Source organism: Hymenobacter cellulosilyticus, from assembly GCF_022919215.1.
GTDB classification, from domain to species: Bacteria; Bacteroidota; Bacteroidia; order Cytophagales; family Hymenobacteraceae; genus Hymenobacter; species Hymenobacter cellulosilyticus.
The window spans coordinates 4,395,261-4,412,146 of record NZ_CP095046.1 but is presented as its reverse complement, the minus strand read 5'-3'; the positions used below and the strand labels follow the sequence as shown (position 1 = coordinate 4,412,146).

The following is a 16,886-nucleotide window of genomic DNA, read 5'->3' as shown; positions in this document are numbered from 1 at the left end:
CGGCTGCACCATAAGAATATACTAGCCGCGTTATATTGCCCTAGCGCTTTTCGGCTTCCCCATGCTTTCCTCTTTTACTATTCCGCGCCTGCTGCAATGGCTGGCGGGTGCGGCCGTAGCCTGTTTTACCATCCTAATGGGCACCAAAGTGTGGCCCTACCTATCGTTTGAGCCCGGCATTAACTTCCTGACGACCAAGTCGGAAGTAACGAACAGCCGCGGGCTGTTTCGGCTGGGCTTTTACGTGCACATTACCAGTAGCATGTGGGTGCTGGCGGCCGGACTAGCACAGTTTTTTCCGCGCCTGTTTCAAGGCCGGACCGCTTTGCACCGCAACCTGGGCAAGCTCTACGTATTTTCCGTCCTGGCTTTGGCGGCCCCCTCGGGCCTGATTCTGGCCAGCTTTGCCAACGGCGGCCTGGTAGCCAAAGTGGGCTTTACGCTGCAGTGCCTGGTGTGGTGGCTCGGCACCTGGCAGGCCTACCGCCTGGCCCGGCAGCGGCGCTGGGAGCAGCATACCGAGTGGATGATACGCAGCTTTGCCGTGACACTAGCCGCCATGAGCTTGCGCACCGAGAGCTACGTGCTGTTTTACGTGTTTGGCACCAAGCCCATTGAAACCTACCTGACCGTGACCTGGCTCTCGTGGACCGGCAACCTGGTGCTGGCCGAAGTGGTGATTCAGGCGGGTGCGGCCCGGCGGCTGCTCCGTTCGTTTCACGCTGCACCCGCCACCCGATGAGGCGCTGGAAAAAAATAGTACTCGGCTTTCTGCTGACCAGCAGCCTGCTGGCTGTAGCCGTCGTGGGGTGGGCGTGGCGGCGCAAGGTGGCGGAGCAGCGCGCCCAAGCCAGCTTCGACTCCCTGCTGCTGCCTTCCCAGAGCCAACGGGTGATGCCGTTGGTTGACACGCTGGAAGCGGCGGCTCGGGACAGGCTCTTTCTTCACTCAGATATTGCCCCGCTCTGGCTACTGAATGCTGAAAACCCCGTGCAGAACGGCTTGCTGGGCCCACACCACCAGCGGCTGGAAGTCGTATTTCAGCGGGCCTGGCAAGACGAGCGGCAACCGGGCCGCTTTCACCTGCGGGGCCTGCTGCGAGTAGCCCGCGTCATTACTCCGGTGCAGGGCACGGTATGGCTGCGGCAGGTGCGGGAGCATCATGATTTAGGCTACCAGCACAAAGGGCTGCGGGCTTATACGGCAGTTGGGCCGTTTACCTTCCACACGACGCAAGGCGTGCTGCACGGCACGGCGGCCCTCGATTGGCAGATAAACTCCCAGGGCCAGCTCAACTTGTTTGACACCCAGGTATCACCTCACCCGTCCCGTGGCTTTGCCTTCGAGGGGGCTACAAGCAAGGCCCGCAGCAACAGTCGGTACTCTGGGCCGCCCACCTGACCCAGGTGGCTGATGAGCTGCTGGGCGACTTCAACGTGGGAGGGCGGATAGTCGAAGTCAACCCGAAATACGCCCGCTACGGCTGGAATGAATACTACGAAAACGAGGAATGGTGGACGACGGCCCCAGCTAACCCCACGAAGAACCCTCGGCCCGTTGATTTCTTAAAGTAGAGCTGCTATGAACCTGCTCACGTTACTTCTGATGCTGCCCATTGGGGCAACTACGAACCCCTCTGCACCGCCGCCAGCTGTGCGCAAGCCAGCCCCTGCCAGTTCAGCCACCCTATTTCGTAAGTTTAACCTGGCCCCGTTGTGGCTGGTGTCGGCAAGGCCCGCCGAAGCCCAAACCATGCTGGGCTGCATGGGCCCGCAGTACCGGCCCGTGGATGTGGTATTTGAAAAAGTACGTCGCGACGCTAAAAATCCGGCCCGCTACTACGTGGAGGGCAAAACCCGGGAGCGGGAACGGCTTCTCTCGTTTAGCGGCACCATCACGCTGAGCTCTGTTCAAAAAGTGAAAGCGCCTTACCCGCTGGCCTCCTTCCAGGCATCCGCGCACTACCGGGCCACCGGCTCGTTTCGCCTGGTCGAAGATCGGGCCGAGGAAGCAGCTGGGGTCTTTAGCGGCTCGGTGGTCGTTACCTTCTCCCAAACCCCGGCCGGCCCGGCCTACCAACCCAGTTCAGCCTATTGGTGGACGGGAGCCAGCATTGGGAAAGCTCCCGCTTCACCAGCGCCTGGACCAGCGCGGCTCATCCCCGGGCGGTGCGCTTGGTGTGGGCCACCAACTTTATGAATATTGCCGATGATGTCATGGACCACTTCAACCTGTGGGACCGGGGCCCGCACATCAACTCCAAGTATACCCGCGTCGGCTGGAGTTCCTACTGGCAAAACGACGAGTGGTGGGTAGAGGCCGGAACTCCGGTTTTATAGCTGGGAAAGCAGTATGTTGTGTTTGCAAATCCAGCCCGGCTGCTCGGGCGAATTACTCCCTGAATTAGTCTCAACTCTATGCCCCTACTTCAACAAGGAATAGCTGCGGCCCTGATTACAGCCCTGGGGCTGACTTCCTGCCAGCAGTCGGCCACTTCTACAACCGCAACTGCCGTTGCTACCCCGCGGCATCTAGAACCACCGCTACCCGCCCGGCCGCGAAACCCGCGGCTCCGGCCCCGGTGCTGACGCCCGAAATGCGGACCTTCCTGGCGCAGTATGACTTAGGAGAGCTTTGGAACCCGGAGGATAAAACTACGTTTGGCCCGATGAACGGCTTTTTCGGGGCCGACCATTACCGGGTGGAAGTGCTGCTGCTATCATCGCGCAAAGACACGCTGCAGCCCGAGGTATACTATGTCACGGGCAAGAGCCGCTTCAAGGGCCGCATTACCTCTTTCACGGGTAGTATTACGCTTCAGAACGTGCATGATCTGGGCGTTGATCTAGGGAAATACCTGGAAGACAATGGGGCCGCCAAAGGCTATACGGCCACTGGAACCTACGTTTTCAACGAGGACCCCGCCAGCAAAGGGGCTGGCACCTTCACTGGTACTATGGCCGTAGACTTTAGCATGGACCCAAATCGGCCCGATGGACTGCAGCTGTTTTCGTTCGGCATTCCGGCTACGGATGCCTCATCCACCCGGGGTACGGCTCTGCTGTTTGATGGCAAGTGGCGCAGCTACCAGACCAGTCGGGAGAAGCCCGCGCTCTGGGCCTTCAATATTCTGCCGATTGCCGGCAAGGTTCTGACCGACTTCAACATCGGGGAACGGGGCCCGGAAGTAAACCCGAAGTACGCGAAGCTGGGCTGGGCTGGGCTCTGGGAAAATGAGGAGTGGTGGGCTGAGCCCGGTCCTGCTAAAACTCAAACTTCCCGCGCGACGCTTTTAAACCCGCCTGACCTCAACGAAGTGATGGCCCAAGCTCCACCGGATAGCCTTTAGAAGGGGGCGTGGGAGCAGAAGAAAGCTCCGGAGCTTTTTTCTAAAAAATTAAAGCTAATTGAATTAGTAAAGCTGCGGGTTTGTTGCTAATTTCACGAGCCGATAACCCTTTGATGTCGAAGCCTTTCCCGGCTCCCTACCCGCGATGATTAACACCAACCTGAAATTCTGGCGGCGCGAACTGGCCCTGACTCAGGCTCAGATGGCCGAAAAACTAGGTATCAAACGCTCTCTAGTAGGCGCTTACGAAGAAGGCCGGGCCGAGCCCAAGCTCAGCACCCTGGTCAATATGGCCCGCCTCTTCGGCATCTCCCTGGATGCCCTGGTCACGACCGACTTCACCAAGAAGAGCGCCCAGAAGGCCGCTTTGCGCCAACTCGAGCCTGCTACTTCTTCGCCCGAGCCACCCACGCCCCGTCCTGCCAACGGCCTGCGCATCCTGGCGCTGACCGTTGACAAAGAGCAAAATGAGAATATTGAACTCGTGCCGCTGAAAGCCAGCGCCGGCTACCTCAACGGCTATGCCGACCCCGAGTTTATCGAGGAGCTGCCCAAGTTCCGCCTGCCCATGCTCAGCACCGGCGGTACCTACCGGGCCTTCGAAATTGCCGGCGACTCGATGCTGCCCATTGCCTCGGGTACGGTTATCGTGGGCAAGTACGTGGAGGACTGGATGACCATCAAGGACGGTACGCCGTGCGTGGTGGTGAGCGGCAAGGAAGGTATCGTCTTCAAGCGCATCTTCAATAAGCTCAAGGACGGCGCCACGCTTTCCCTGCACTCCGACAACCCCGTGTACTCGCCCTACGAAATCGGGGTGGAAGACGTGGTGGAAATCTGGGAAGCTAAGTCCTACATCAGCAGCACGTTCCCAATTGCGGACCTGTCGCTCTCGCGCCTGGCCAGCATCGTGCTGGACCTGCAGCAGCAGATGAGCACCCTGAAAAAGGCGTAACATCCGTAGCGCAGTTATGCGCTGCGTATAGCAAGGCTCACTCGTTGTTCTTACGGGTGAGCCTTGCTGTTTATAAGGTGTTTCTAACTTAGCCCGGCTTTAGCGCGTATGCTTTAGGCAATTTGCTACCACACCAACACCTGAACCACCATGCTCAAGTATATCCCCGCTACCGACCGTCATCATGCCTCGCCGGTAGCCTGGCTCAACAGCTACTTCCTGTTTTCCTTCGCCGACTACTACGACCCGAACAACGTGCATTTCGGGCCGCTGCGCGTATTTAACGATGACACGGTAGCGCCCAACTCGGGCTTTCCCCAGCACCCGCACTCCGAAATGGAAATTGTGACCATCGTGTTGGAAGGAGAAGTAACCCACGAGGATACGATGGGCAACAAAACCACCATCAAGAAAGGCGAAGTGCAGCGCATGACGGCCGGTACCGGCCTGGCGCACGGGGAAATGAACCGTACCGACAAGCCCCTGCACATCTACCAGCTGTGGTTTTTGCCCAACCAGAAAGGCCTAGCGCCCAGCTACGAGCAAAAGGACCTGGATCTGCTCGACAGTAAGAATGAGCTGATGCCCATCGTTTCGGGCCAGAAGGTGCTGGAAGATGTGGTATACATGAACTCCAACAGCACGATTTACTGGTCGAATCTGAAAGAAGGCAAGGAAATCGAGTTCAAGACCTTCCCGATCCGCAATACTTTCATCTACGTCAAGGAAGGCACGATATACGTGAACGGCACCGAGCTGGGCCCCAACGACCAGGCCCGCATGACCGACGAGCACGTCGTGCAAATACGCGCCACCAAAGATTCGCAGTTTATCCTAATTGATTTGCCCGCTGCCGAAGCTAACTACTAGCTTCCACGAGCACCGAAGTTCTTTACTTAAAAACAGCCGGCCGCAAGTCCGGCTGTTTTGCTTTTAGGAGGCGGCAAACTCGGAGTCTTTTTCAGCGGCAAATACGCCCTATTTGATTCCGTATTAGTATCGTGAAAATGCGTATTTCAAGACTAGGCCCCAGCCGTAAACTTCTTCTACAGCCAACGCCGCTCGGGCGAGGGGCTGCTGGAAGGAGGCTTTATGGTTGCCATACACAATATTGCCAAGTGGCTGGCAGTCGGCCTGATGACTGCGCATGCGCTGGCCTGCAATTTTCAGAAGCAGAACGTAGCTTCCGCCCAGTCCGGGCCCGGCCTGCCGGTGCAGCTTACTGCTGACCAGGGCCCGAAGGAAAAGAAGGTTCAGATTCCCTACTATCCGCTGCAGTCGGCCCGGGACCTGGACCGGCTAATGGCCCAGATTGGGGACGCCCGGGTAGTGCTGCTGGGTGAGGCCTCGCACGGCACGCGGGAGTACTACCTGTGGCGGGCTGCTTTGAGCAAGCGCCTGATTGCGGAAAAAGGCTTCGACTTCGTTGCCGTGGAAGGGGAGTGGGCCGATTCCTACCGGGTCAACAACTTTATCAAAGGAGCCCGGCAGGATAGCGCCGCGGCCGTGCGGCTACTACGGCACTACAACCGCTGGCCTACCTGGATGTGGGGCAACCACGAAGTGGCCGGGCTGGTAAAGTGGCTCAACCACCACAACCAGCAAGTGGCTGGGTCCGAGAAAGTCGGCTTCTTCGGGTTGGACGTGTACTGCGTGTGGGAGTCACTGGCTGACCTGGTGCCCCACCTCGAAGGCCGGGACCCCGGGGCCGCCCAAGCTGCCCAGCGGGCCCAGCAGTGCTTTAAGCCCTACAGTGCTGACCCCCAGGAGTACGCTTTGGCAGTAGACCGCGCCGACAAAACCTGCTGGACGGAAACCAACCGCCTCTGGAAGACCATGGAAAAGCTTACGGGCGGGGCCATGCCCAGGACGAGCAGCTGTTTGTGGCCCAGCAGCACGCCCTGGTAGCCATGAACGGGGAGAAATACTACCGGGCCATGACCACCAGCAATACCGAGTCGTGGAATATTCGGGACAAGCACATGATGGAAACGCTGCGTCGCCTGCTGGAGTTGCACGGGCCACAGAGCAAAGCCATTGTGTGGGAGCACAACACCCACGTGGGCGACGCCCGCTACACCGACATGGCCAGCAGCGCCGAGGTGAACGTGGGCCAGCTGGCCCGGCAGCATTTGGGTCGGGAAAACGTGTTTATCATCGGTTTTGGCTCCTATCAGGGCTCCGTTATTGCGGCCGATGCCTGGGGCGCGCCCATTAAGCGGATGCTGGTGCCCGAAGCCAAAGTGGGCAGCTGGGAGGATATGCTGCATGCCATTGGTCCCACGGATAAGCTCGTGCTTTCCCAGGATTTGCTGAAAGACCCGTTTTTCAAGCGCCGCATTGGCCACCGGGCCATCGGCGTGGTGTATAATCCGCGGGCCGACCGGTTTCAGAACTACGTGCCCTCCATCATGCCCCAGCGCTACGACGCGTTTATCTACCTCGACAAAACCACGGCCCTGCACCCGCTTGAAACGCCGGTGAAAGCCAATGAGCCCCGGATTTGTATCCGTCGGGGACGTAGAGGTGCCTAATGAGTTATTTCTGTGCAGAATGAGAAATGTAGTTCATGTTGAAGTGCATGAAAACAATGGCTGCAACTGCATTCATGTTACTGCTCGAATAGCTTCCCTTGTTCCAGTATGGAAACTCTTGCTGGTAGCTTGGTGCCTCCAGCTCAACATAGTAGCCCTGCTGCAAGTCAGCTGTTGAAATATAGACCAAGATGCCATGGTTATCCGGGTGGGCAATTCCGATAGCCTCCGGATCATCGGTCCAATGGTCTACTATATCAAAATAGTTGTCGGAGAAAATACCCACGAGTTGCCTGATAGTTTCTTGAATAGGCAGGCTCTTGTTGTCTAATGGGATGAGCATAAGAGACGGGCGCAGCAATTCACTTCGTCCGTTCAAGATAGTGTAAAGCAGCCTTATAGAATTGTCAGCTTAGAAATAGCCCTACTTAGCCGCAGCTTCTGCCTTAGGCTTGAATACATACCGGAAAGCCTTGAGCGCCGATGGGTGGTAAATTGTGCCGTGGGTTTCAGTGGGTATCGGTTCGTAGTGCCAGGTAAGCGCGGCGTTGGGCGTGTCCTGCAGAATCTTGCCCAGGCGGGCCGAAGCGGCGGCAATAACCGGCTCGTCGCTCGAGGTCATGTATAGGGTTTTGGCCGGACCCTTATACGCTTTGATGGTCGCGGCAGCCTGCTTCACCAGTTGCTCGTTGTTCCACCACAAACTTGGGTCGAAGGCCAGGTAGTGGTCAAACAGGTCGGGTTCCAGCAGCAGGGTTTCAACTACAAACAGTCCTGCCAAGGACTCGCCCACAATGGCTTTTTCGGCCGTGGTGCGGTAGCGCTGCTGGACCTGGAGCATAAGCTCCTGACGGATAAACTGGCGGAAAGCGGCCGATTCGCCCACTTTGGGCGCAATCTTCTTGTCTTCAGCTACCGTCGTGGGGCCGGTCAGGTCGCGGCGGCGCTGGGTGTTTTCGATGCCCACCACGATAAAGGGCCGCATGGTGCTGTTGCCGACCGAAACCTGCACTAGGCCCGCCACGTGCAAAAAGTCTTCGGCCATACCGCCATCGGGCATGTAGAGCACCGGCAGCCGCAGCGTCTTCGATTCAGCGTAGCCGGCGGGCAAATACACGTTGATGCGCCGCGTTTCCCCAGGATTTTGGAAACAATGGTGAAGGTTTCACCAATGGCCAGGGGTTCGGCTTTGCTTTGGGCGGTGGCCTGTATCGTGCAAAGCTTTACCAGAAGCAAGAGCAGTAAAAACCCTGGGCGGAGTAGATTCTTGTTGTTCATGGACGGAAGCGAATCAAAAAACGGCGCCACATGAGTTGCAGCACCGTTTTAAAGGTAAGGGATACGTTGGCCAACCGAGCTTACATCGTGTACTTGCGGCCCTTGTTCTGCTCTTTCAGGTAGGCCATCAGGGGCTGGAAGTAATCCACCATGGCGCGGGCCGAAAGGTCTTCGCCGGTTTTCTCCTTCAGCACGGCCCGCCAGTCTTTGCTGGCCCCGGGGCGCATGATGTCGGCCAGGAAGGTGCCCACTTCCTTGCTGCCGTAGTAGTTGGTGGCGTGCGGGTCCTGCTTGAGGATTTTCTTGGCAATATGGTCGTGGAGTTGAAACAGGATGACGTACGACAGGGCATAGTCATAGTACTGGGCCGGGTCGTCGTTGATGTGGGTTTTGGTGGCTGGGTCGAGGAAGTTTTCCCGCGGGTGCTGGGCGGAACGATGCCCTGGTACTTTTTCACCAGCTCCCACCACCGGGCGTTGAGCTGGTCGGCGGGAAGGTTGTCGGCATAGAAGGAGTTTTCCCACTCGCTCATCACGCCCGAGGAGAAGGGAATAAAGGTCACGTAGTTCAGCGCCTCTTTCAGCAAAGTTTGAGTCTGGTCGGTTTTGGCTTTGGCGTCCTGCAAACCCAGGCCCACCAGGAATAGCTTCTGGGTGGCGGCCAGGCCCATCAGGCTACCCATGGCCTCGTGGTAGGCGCGGTTGGCCCCAGCCCGCAGCAGCACCGGCACTTCGGGGTTGGTGTAGGTCAGGTAGTAGTAGATGTGGCCCAGCTCGTGGTGGGTGGTTTCATACCACTCGGTGTTGGGCTCCACGCTCATCAGGCTCCGGACGTCGTTGTTGAGGTCCATGTGCCAGGCCGAGGCGTGGTTATTCTTCTTGTAGGTGGCTGTTTTGGGCAGCGGGTAGAGGCTGCTTTTCTCCCAGAACACCGGCGGCAGGGCCTGAAAGCCCAGGCTCTGGTAAAACCGCTCGGCCTGCTTCACCTGCCACTCGGCGCCCTTCTTGGCCAGCGTAGCGTCCAAGTTCACGCCTTTCACGTCGACCATGGCACTCCAGTCCTGGCCCCAGCGGTTGGGCAGCCAGGAGGCGGGCAGGTAGTCGGGCACCTGCTTCTGGCCGTACTTTTTGGCCAGTTCGTAGCGGGCGTAGGTGTGCAGTTCGCGGTAGAGGGGCCGCAGCTCCTCGTTGATTTTGCGCACCAGTTGCATCATTTCCTCCCGGCTCATGCCGTAGTCGGAGGCCTGGTAGGTGAAGTAGTCGGGGTAGCCCAGGGCCTGCACGGTCTGGTTGCGCAGGCCGCGCAGGTTCAGCAGGCCGTCCTTGAGGGTGGGGCCAATGGCCTTGCTGGCTTCCCAGATGGCCTGCCGCTTCTTAGGGTCTTTTTCCTTGCGCAGTAGCTCGTCCAGGTCGTTGGTCGTTACCGACTTGCCCTGGTACTTGTAGTCGAAGCCGTAGAGCTTTTCGGTCTGTTGGGTTTCAGACTTGATGCGGCGCTTGACCACGTCGGCAATGGTCTGGGGCGAGTTGGCCGCGTTATACAGGGCCGTTTGCAGCTGCTTGACCTGGATTTCAGTGAGCTGGTCTTTGTGCTCGAGCAATTGGCGTAAGTCGGCAATGTTCTGGCTGCTGCCGGTAAAGGCGGCCATGGCCTCGTTGGCCCGGGCCGTAGCGGCCGAGTTGGTGGTGTCGCCGGGCACAATGCGGGTGTTGGAGCGCCACTCGGCCTCCGCCGACTGGGTGTAGAGCTGCTGGTACTGGGCTGAGTAGTTGGCCAGAAACTCATCGGCCTGCCGGCCCCAGTCGACCGGCGCGGGCGGCGTCGACGATTGGGCGGAGGCTGCATCGGCGGCCGGGGCGGTAGCCGTGGCGGTTTTGGCCGTGGGCGCGCAGGCCCAGAGCGCCGAACCCAGCGTAGCCAGAGCCAGGCCGGAAATCAAAGGTTTTTTCATTGGAAGGGAAATGGAGCGGGAAGGGCAAAAGGTATTTCGCTGGCTAAAATAGCCAGTTGCCGGCAAAAGGAGTCAGCGCAACCGTGTCATTGCGAGCTTGCGAAGCAATTCGTCCTCTGAAATGTAGAAAGCTCTCTTCAGTAAAAAGCCCTTTCCTGCTCGTGCGGGAAAGGGCTTTCTGGAAAAAGGATGGGTCGTACTGCGCAGAGGACGGATTGCTTCGTGCCTCGCAATGACAGCGGAAAAGAATGGCTTTCTTGTAAAAGAACAGGCTACGCAGCTACCTGCGGTTCCTGCAGTAAATGGCAGTCTTTGTACTTCTTGCCGCTGCCGCAGGGGCAGGGGTCGTTGCGGCCAAACTTACGCTTGGAGCGTAGCGTTTTAAGCCATTCGCGCGGATCGACTGAGAAGCGCAGGAAGCGTTTCTTGGGGTTCTGGCGCAGGGCCCGGCTCAGGAGCTGGTAGAGCTCGGGGTGGTTTTCCTGCAGCTTCTCGGGCTTCTCGAAAAAGTACTCTGTCACCACGGCGAAGAACTCGGCCTCGTTAGTACCCCCGTAGGAGTTGATTTCCGACTTGCCCTCCCGGATAGCCGCAATTTCGCGCTCCATCACCTCGGCCCAGGGCTTGAGCAGCTCGGGCGGCAAGGCCAGCTTGGGTATTCCGTCAATCACACCGTCGGCTTGGTCGAGCATGTGGGCAAACTCGTGAATGCCCACGTTCTGCTTGTCCATGCCATCCTTGAAGCCTTGCTCCAGGGAGGCTTTCGACAGGTGCATGTAGTGCTGGTTCTGGAAATTGCGCACGCTGCCCAGCAGTTGCCCCTGCAGCGGGGCCACTTCCTGATTCGGGTTATTGGCCTCTTTCCAGGCTTCGGGCACGATGAGCACCTCGCCCAGGTTGCCGTATTCCCAGTCGCGGAAGCCGAAAATGGGAATAACAGCCGAAGCCGCCACCAGCACCCGCGTCACATCGTCGACCTCGGTTTGCAGGCCCGTTATGCGGGTGAGAGCCAGGAATACCTGCACTTCCCGCTCGAAGCGCTTTTTCTCATCTTTCGACAGCGACAGATAAAACGCGACGCGGGAAGCCAGAATCTGCCGCCACTCCTCGGGAAAGTCGGCGGCCAGGGCGGCGGCTTTTACCCGGGCCTCGCGGGTGACGTAGCGGTAAAACAGGAAGATAACGCCGGCCAGTACGGCCAGGTAAACAAGATAATTCATGGCCGGCTAAACGGGTGAACCGGTTTTGGGGTTGGCCCAAAAATCACCGACCCGGCGTAGGTGGCGGGGAAGAATAGGCGCGAAAAAACGTAAGTGCCCGCTGGTTAAACTCCTGCGCAATTTTCAGGGGAGAAACGTGAGACGCTTCGCTGAAAATGGTTAGCTCGGCTCGGGGGAGGCGGACCGCCCCATGAACGGCAAATCCGGATAAATTCAGGGTGTGGAAGTGGTTGTAGGCAGCTTATCCGGCTGTCGGCTCAGGCGGTAGGCCAACCCCAGGCGATATTCAATTCTGGGGTTGCCCCAGGCGGAATGCGGAACCAACTGCGCATCGAGGCTGGTCGTCAGGCGGCCGTTACGCCACCCCAAAGTCAGATTAGGCATCGGGAGCGGACTTAGATCCTGATACTCATCCGACGAGATAGTGGGCCCGCTGGTCGTGGTAAAGTCGGAAAAGAGGAGAGCCCGCATTTCCGCGCCCGCCCCAATAAACCATTGCTGCTGCTGAGCCAGATGGAAATAGCGGCGTAATCCCAGCCGGAACGTACTGAGCCAGGCCCGGTAGGTAAACGTGCTTTGCTGAGTCGAATAGATGACGTCAAACTCGCCGTTGGGCAGCAGTATCAGGTCGCGCCGGTAGGTGGTGCTGGTGTTCTCGCCCCGGTGAGAGCTCAGACTAAGCTCACCATGAAAGGAAAGCAGGCGGTTTGGCAGCAGCAGTTCCCCATAGATTCCGCCAAAAGGCAGCAACGGCCGGCCAAGGCCCTTCACCGTGCTATACCGTGCGCCCGCAAGGACGCCGCCCGTGAGTGCTACTTCCCGGCGCGGGTCTACCGTCCAGCTGCGAGTAGCCGTGTGGCTAGTAGTACACGCTTGATTGTAGGCCTGTACCACTTGTACCAAGCCTGCTGTTGTGAATGGTATTTTCTGGGATATATCTGCGGCGGCAGGGCAGTCGCCAAAGAAAATGCTGAGTTGGCCCCGGTAGTTGTTTCCATCCGTAGCCAGTAGTTTGCCAACAGCATCGGTTTGCAAATATTTCCGCTCGCTGAGGTCCAGAATGGGCAGACCGGGACGCTGGAGCAGGTAATGCGTAGCGCCACTCTTCGCCACTCGCAAGAGCAGAACCGGTCCCTCCAGCACGACATCAGCCAAGACAGAATCAATACGAACGTCGGGGTGGAAGCCGTAGGGTAGCTGCCCCAGGCGGGTTTCGGCCGCATAGTCGATGGGCACGACTTCGTAGCGGAAATACCGGCCGCCGGTGAAGCTGACAGCCCGCAGCTGACGGGGCTTAAAAAGCTGGACCGGGCTTTGAGGTGTCGTTTTAAACCGAATCAGGGTGGGCGGCTCGGTCCAGAAGGCGTTTTCAATTTCGCCCCGCAGCGTGTCGCCGTTGCTGCGCACCAGCACGCCGGGCTCAAAAGCCTGGGCCTGGACTCGAACAGCGCAACACGTCAAGCAAGCAGCAAAGAGTAAGCGTCGAATCATATGCTAAAAAGCAGAGATAGATAAGCAATTATAGCTGCTCGAGGTGTTCCCGGAGCCGCTCGCGCAGCAGCTCTACCAGGAGGGGAGCCAAAAACTGGAATTTGTCGGGAATGCGCAGGTTGATAATGGGCTTACCGGCCAGCGCTGCCCCAAACTTGTCGCGCAGAATATCGGCGTGGCGGCGCTCCATCACGAAGACCATGTCGGCCCAGCCGATGTGGCCGGCCGTCACGCGCACCCGGGCCCCCGGCTCGGTGCCGGCCGAGCGGGCCTCGTAGTGCGCGTGCTCATCGAAAAGCCGCTCGGCCGTGAGGCTGCGCCAGCGGTTCTGGCTACAGATGAAGAGCAGCTGCCGGGCTTCGGGGGCATCGTATTGGTAGATCTAATGGCGTGAGCTATTTTTTGAGGACAAGCTTATTTAGGGCTGCTAACAACGCCACTCGGTTTTTCGCGGACTTGATAAAAGTTGGCAACCGTTCAACCATGGTAGAGAAATCAGGAGCTTGGCGTTGGCGCAGCGTTGCCTGAATATACTCTTTCAGATGTTGCAGGTGCTCATAATTGTAGGCCCACAAACTATCCGACCCAAAGGAAGTTTGTAGCCAAAGTCGCAGGCCAAAATACGGCTCGGTTTCCCCGTCTCTTTTTAGGTGTACAGCAATGCTCTCATAGGTGGGCCTAAACTTGTTCGTGTTGTTACAGGCTGAGCACTTAAGCCGAATAAAACTTGTCTGGTGCCTTATGGAAGGTATATGCACCTCAACCCGGTAGCCGCAGTCAGGGCAATACTGGTTGACCGAGAGAGTATGTTTTAGCTCTCGGCCAATAGTATGGTAGCAGTTGCAGCAGCGAAACTCGTGCTGCCCAGATACCGGATTTTTATGGACTTCTGCTCGGCTCCGACACGACGGACACTCAACCAATAGTGTATCGGTAAAGCTGTACAAAGTGCGAGGACCGCCTTGAAAACGAACCGCTTTTTTAGCTTCCATAGACAGGCACTCGCGTTATACTTTACTCAACGACCGATACCCGAATCTTACGGCCTTTAATCTTGGCGCCGGTCACGCGGTTGGCTACTTCCTGGGCCTGCTCGCGGGGCACGGCCACATAGCTGTAGTGGTCGAACACCTCGATGTGGCCAACGGCGTCGCGCTCCAGGCCGCCGTGGGCCACGAACGTTCCTACCAAGTCGTGGGCACTGACTTTGTCGCGGCGGCCAGCCGATACGTGTAGGGTGGTACTGGTGGGGCGGGGAGCTTTGGGCGCCGCGGGCGGCAGCTTGGGGGCGTGCATGTCCTCCCACTTGATGGTTTCCGATACCGGCCACTTCTGCACGTGCTTCTGCTCGTGGGGCGTGGCCAGAATGTGGGCTACACCCTCGGCACCGGCACGAGCGGTACGGCCGGCCCGGTGCTGGAAGGAGTCGGCCTTGTCGGGGGCGTCATACTGGATGACGGTGTCGAGGGCCGTCACATCGAGGCCGCGGGCGGCCACGTCGGTGGCCACTACCACCTGGCTGGAGCCGTTGCGCAGCTTCATCAGGGCCTTGTCGCGCTCGGGCTGGGGCATTTTGCCGTGCAGCACTTCGGCTGCCACGCCCCGTCCCTGCAGGAAGCGGGCCAGCTCGGTGCACTTCTCGCGGGTGTTGCAGAAAATCAGGGCGCGGCCGGTTTCGGGCTGGTGCAGCAGGTGCAGCAAGGCGGCGGGCTTCTTCTCAATGGGCCCCACGTGGCCGCGCAACGTCAGGTTTTCGGGCAGGGTGCCTTCGTCCTCGCCGGCATTCACTACGCGGGGCCGGGTCAGGTTTTTGCGAATCAAGTCCAGCACCTTGTCCGACATCGTGGCCGAGAACAGCAAGGTCTGGCGGCGGCGGGGCAGGCGCTTGATGATTTCCACGAGCTCATCCTGGAAGCCCAGCTCCAGGAGCTTGTCGGCCTCGTCGAGAATCAGGACTTTGAGCTGATTGGGAATAATGGTGCGGCGCTCGAAGTGGTCGAGCAAGCGGCCGGGCGTGGCCACCACAATGTGGGGAGCCTGCTTTAGGGCAACGGTTTCGTCGCGGAAGGCGTGGCCCCCGTAGAAGGCCGCCACGCGCAGGTTGGAAGTGTATTTGCCGAGCTTTTTCAGGGCGTCGCGCACCTGCAGGGCCAGCTCCCGGGCCGGCACCAGCACGATAATCTGCACGGCATCGAGCTTTACATCAACCTGGTGCAGGATAGATAAGCCGTAGGCGGCCGTTTTGCCCGAGCCAGTGGGCGCCTGCCCTACCACGTCCTGCCCGGCCAGCGCCATCGGAATTACTTGCTCCTGAACGGGCGTAGGAACGGTAAAATTCAGCTCATCCAGAGCTTGTATCAAAGACGGCGCGAGGCCAAGGTCGGCAAAAGAGGGCATGCGAAACGGTATAGTATAAATGCAAAGGTACGCCGGATTTTGGCAGCCGCCGCAGGGAGGTTGCGGGGCCGAGGGTACCGGCATCAGGGAGCACGCCTCAGGTGCTCATTCAGCCAGGTTACTTGTTCGCTCGGGTAAGCAAACTATCCTATTGTTATTCGCGCCGGAGCAGCTAGGGGTACAAACTTTGCAGCACTTGGCTTAAAATCCCAACACTTTGGGTTAGCTCGTCGCAGTTGAGGGCGGCAAATCCGAGCCGCACGTGGGAAGCTCTGGCTTCAGCGGCCGTCTGGTAGAGTTGTCCGTCGCTTATGCCCAAGCCCCGCTGCTGGCACTGCCAGGCCACTTGGGTCAGGTCCACACGGTCGGCAAACCGGCCCCACACGGCCAAACCTCCCGTGGGCGCCTCGGACGTAAACCAGGCCGGCAGCTGCTCGCGCAGCAACTGGCAGAACACGTCCCGCCGCTGATGATAGGCCAAGCGGGCCCGCTTTAAGTGGGTGTTCATTTCTCCCTCGGCAAACAACTCGGCGATACCCTGCTCCAGGACCGTGTCGCCCTGCCGATCGATGCGCCGCTGCCAGTGGCCCAGCTCTTCCACGACATCGGCGGGAGCCACTACGTAGCCCACGCGAAAAGCCGGGGCCAGCACCTTGCTGAGCGAGCCCATGTAGAGCACCCGGCCCGTGCGGTCGGTGCTGGCCAACGGTAGGATAGGGGCCCCGTCGTAGTGGAAATCAAAGTCGTAGTCGTCTTCCAGAATGATAAAGTCGTGCTGCGCGGCGAGCTGCAGCAGGCGGACCCGGCGCTCGGCCGACAAGGTGACCGTCGTTGGGTAATGATGATGGGGCGTAACGTACACTAAGCGCACGGCCTGGCGCTGGCAAAGGGCGGCCAGTTCATCGATGCACAGGCCCTGGGCGTCGACTCCTACCCGGTGCAGGCGGGTACCTTGCGCGCTAAAGGCCCGGTCGGCCCCGTGGTAGCTGCGCTGCCCCACCACGACGGCGTCGCCGGGCTGAAGCAGCAGTTGAGCCAGCAAGTACAAGGACATCGTGCCGCCGCGGGTAATGGCCACATTCTCCGGCTGCGCCGGCAGGCCCCGGGTAGCGCGCAGGTGCTCGGCCAGCTGCTGGCGCAAAGCCAGGCTGCCGTTGGCCTCGGCATAGCCCAACAAATGGCGGCGGGCCGGCTGCAAACACAGGGCGCGGTACTTGCGGGCCAGCGCCGCCAGTGGGGCCAGGCGGCTGTCGGGCGTGCTGCTCAGCGTTAAAGGTAAGGATGAGACATGGCGTGGTGGCGAAGACGGCCGGAATTTCGGGTACGAAAAAGCGGCGCGGGGCGCAATGCGGCGGGCCGCTTCTGGCTGAAACGGCTGGGGCGTCACCGTGGGCAGGCGGGAGCTGACTCTGGCTGCTTTGGAGGACCGCTGCTCAATCCAGCCCTGGGCTTCGAGCTCGTCGAAGGCAACCACGACGGTTTGGCGGTGCACGCCCAGCAGGCCGGCCAGAGTGCGGGTACCCGGGAGCGGGTCGCCGGCGGCCAGCAGGCCCTGCTGCATCAGGTGAATCAGGCCGATAGTCAGCTGCTGACTCAGAGGAGTCGGCGTGTGACGGTTTAGGGGAAGCAGCGTGGCGTAAGGAAGCATAACCGGACCACTGACTATCTGAAAACCGGACTAGGCCACTGGGCCGGCAAGCTACTACGTTTG

Annotated in this window: 15 protein-coding genes and 2 pseudogenes; 9 read left to right on the top strand and 8 right to left on the bottom strand. The window is 59.3% G+C overall.

What is annotated here, in order from left to right; genetic code table 11:
* Positions 1-61: 61 nt before the first annotated feature.
* The 9 genes and pseudogenes from MUN79_RS21700 (at position 62) to MUN79_RS21660 (ending at position 6,838) form a co-directional block, all read left to right on the top strand.
* Entirely contained in the window at positions 62-742 is a 681-nt protein-coding gene (locus MUN79_RS21700; protein ID WP_244674648.1) for a DUF2306 domain-containing protein, read from the top strand.
* Complete coding sequence (locus MUN79_RS21695) at positions 739-1,401, top strand: hypothetical protein (protein ID WP_244674647.1); 663 nt, start codon at positions 739-741, stop codon at positions 1,399-1,401. The genes MUN79_RS21700 and MUN79_RS21695 overlap by 4 nt, the downstream gene beginning before the upstream one ends.
* 5 nt (positions 1,402-1,406) lie before the next feature.
* Positions 1,407-1,574 (top strand): hypothetical protein, encoded by a 168-nt coding sequence (locus tag MUN79_RS21690; RefSeq protein WP_244674646.1) that lies wholly within the window; start codon positions 1,407-1,409, stop codon positions 1,572-1,574.
* Between the two features lie 7 nt (positions 1,575-1,581).
* Positions 1,582-2,199: a hypothetical protein gene (locus MUN79_RS21685; protein WP_244674645.1), complete on the top strand. Its 618-nt coding sequence runs from the start codon at positions 1,582-1,584 to the stop codon at positions 2,197-2,199.
* The gene (locus tag MUN79_RS21680) at positions 2,196-2,339 is read left to right on the top strand and encodes a hypothetical protein (protein WP_244674644.1); all 144 of its coding nucleotides are present in this window, start codon (positions 2,196-2,198) and stop codon (positions 2,337-2,339) included. Before MUN79_RS21685 ends, MUN79_RS21680 begins: the two co-directional genes overlap by 4 nt.
* A gap of 242 nt (positions 2,340-2,581) precedes the next feature.
* Positions 2,582-3,349 (top strand): hypothetical protein, encoded by a 768-nt coding sequence (locus tag MUN79_RS21675; protein ID WP_244674643.1) that lies wholly within the window; start codon positions 2,582-2,584, stop codon positions 3,347-3,349.
* Positions 3,350-3,494: 145 nt separating this feature from the next.
* Positions 3,495-4,304 (top strand): LexA family transcriptional regulator, encoded by an 810-nt coding sequence (locus MUN79_RS21670; RefSeq protein ID WP_244674642.1) that lies wholly within the window; start codon positions 3,495-3,497, stop codon positions 4,302-4,304.
* A gap of 150 nt (positions 4,305-4,454) precedes the next feature.
* Complete coding sequence (locus MUN79_RS21665; RefSeq protein WP_244674641.1) at positions 4,455-5,174, top strand: pirin family protein; 720 nt, start codon at positions 4,455-4,457, stop codon at positions 5,172-5,174.
* 222 nt (positions 5,175-5,396) lie between these two features.
* Positions 5,397-6,838, top strand: a pseudogene (locus MUN79_RS21660) (erythromycin esterase family protein).
* A gap of 4 nt (positions 6,839-6,842) precedes the next feature.
* Here MUN79_RS21660 and MUN79_RS21655 read toward each other — a convergent pair.
* The 8 genes and pseudogenes from MUN79_RS21655 to pdxR all read right to left on the bottom strand — a co-directional run bounded on the left by MUN79_RS21655 (position 6,843) and on the right by pdxR (position 16,823).
* Positions 6,843-7,181, bottom strand: coding sequence for a hypothetical protein (locus tag MUN79_RS21655; protein WP_244674640.1), 339 nt, complete (start codon positions 7,179-7,181; stop codon positions 6,843-6,845).
* An 81-nt stretch (positions 7,182-7,262) separates the two neighbouring features.
* Positions 7,263-7,955: an alpha/beta hydrolase gene (locus MUN79_RS21650; protein ID WP_244674639.1), complete on the bottom strand. Its 693-nt coding sequence runs from the start codon at positions 7,953-7,955 to the stop codon at positions 7,263-7,265.
* A 241-nt stretch (positions 7,956-8,196) separates the two neighbouring features.
* Positions 8,197-10,067 (bottom strand): annotated as a pseudogene (locus MUN79_RS21645) (M2 family metallopeptidase).
* A gap of 272 nt (positions 10,068-10,339) precedes the next feature.
* Positions 10,340-11,287 carry a M90 family metallopeptidase gene (locus tag MUN79_RS21640; protein ID WP_244674638.1) on the bottom strand — a complete coding sequence of 316 codons (948 nt, stop codon included), beginning with the start codon at positions 11,285-11,287 and terminating at the stop codon, positions 10,340-10,342.
* A 213-nt stretch (positions 11,288-11,500) separates the two neighbouring features.
* On the bottom strand, positions 11,501-12,778 hold the full coding sequence (locus tag MUN79_RS21635) for a hypothetical protein (protein ID WP_244674637.1): 1,278 nt from the start codon (positions 12,776-12,778) through the stop codon (positions 11,501-11,503).
* Positions 12,779-12,806: 28 nt separating this feature from the next.
* The gene (locus MUN79_RS21630) at positions 12,807-13,016 is read right to left on the bottom strand and encodes a hypothetical protein (RefSeq protein ID WP_244674636.1); all 210 of its coding nucleotides are present in this window, start codon (positions 13,014-13,016) and stop codon (positions 12,807-12,809) included.
* A 776-nt stretch (positions 13,017-13,792) separates the two neighbouring features.
* Positions 13,793-15,175: a DEAD/DEAH box helicase gene (locus MUN79_RS21625; protein ID WP_244674635.1), complete on the bottom strand. Its 1,383-nt coding sequence runs from the start codon at positions 15,173-15,175 to the stop codon at positions 13,793-13,795.
* Positions 15,176-15,347: 172 nt separating this feature from the next.
* Positions 15,348-16,823 carry a MocR-like pyridoxine biosynthesis transcription factor PdxR gene (gene pdxR, locus MUN79_RS21620; RefSeq protein WP_244674634.1) on the bottom strand — a complete coding sequence of 492 codons (1,476 nt, stop codon included), beginning with the start codon at positions 16,821-16,823 and terminating at the stop codon, positions 15,348-15,350.
* Positions 16,824-16,886: the final 63 nt, after the last annotated feature.

Coding starts and splice junctions, on each gene's coding strand:
- MUN79_RS21655 (WP_244674640.1), bottom strand. CDS start 7,181: ATGCTCATCCCATTAGACAACAAGAGCCTGCCTATTCAAGAAACTATC.
- MUN79_RS21665 (WP_244674641.1), top strand. CDS start 4,455: ATGCTCAAGTATATCCCCGCTACCGACCGTCATCATGCCTCGCCGGTA.
- MUN79_RS21685 (WP_244674645.1), top strand. CDS start 1,582: ATGAACCTGCTCACGTTACTTCTGATGCTGCCCATTGGGGCAACTACG.
- MUN79_RS21635 (WP_244674637.1), bottom strand. CDS start 12,778: ATGATTCGACGCTTACTCTTTGCTGCTTGCTTGACGTGTTGCGCTGTT.
- MUN79_RS21625 (WP_244674635.1), bottom strand. CDS start 15,175: ATGCCCTCTTTTGCCGACCTTGGCCTCGCGCCGTCTTTGATACAAGCT.
- MUN79_RS21670 (WP_244674642.1), top strand. CDS start 3,495: ATGATTAACACCAACCTGAAATTCTGGCGGCGCGAACTGGCCCTGACT.
- MUN79_RS21680 (WP_244674644.1), top strand. CDS start 2,196: ATGAATATTGCCGATGATGTCATGGACCACTTCAACCTGTGGGACCGG.
- MUN79_RS21640 (WP_244674638.1), bottom strand. CDS start 11,287: ATGAATTATCTTGTTTACCTGGCCGTACTGGCCGGCGTTATCTTCCTG.
- pdxR (WP_244674634.1), bottom strand. CDS start 16,823: ATGCTTCCTTACGCCACGCTGCTTCCCCTAAACCGTCACACGCCGACT.
- MUN79_RS21695 (WP_244674647.1), top strand. CDS start 739: ATGAGGCGCTGGAAAAAAATAGTACTCGGCTTTCTGCTGACCAGCAGC.
- MUN79_RS21700 (WP_244674648.1), top strand. CDS start 62: ATGCTTTCCTCTTTTACTATTCCGCGCCTGCTGCAATGGCTGGCGGGT.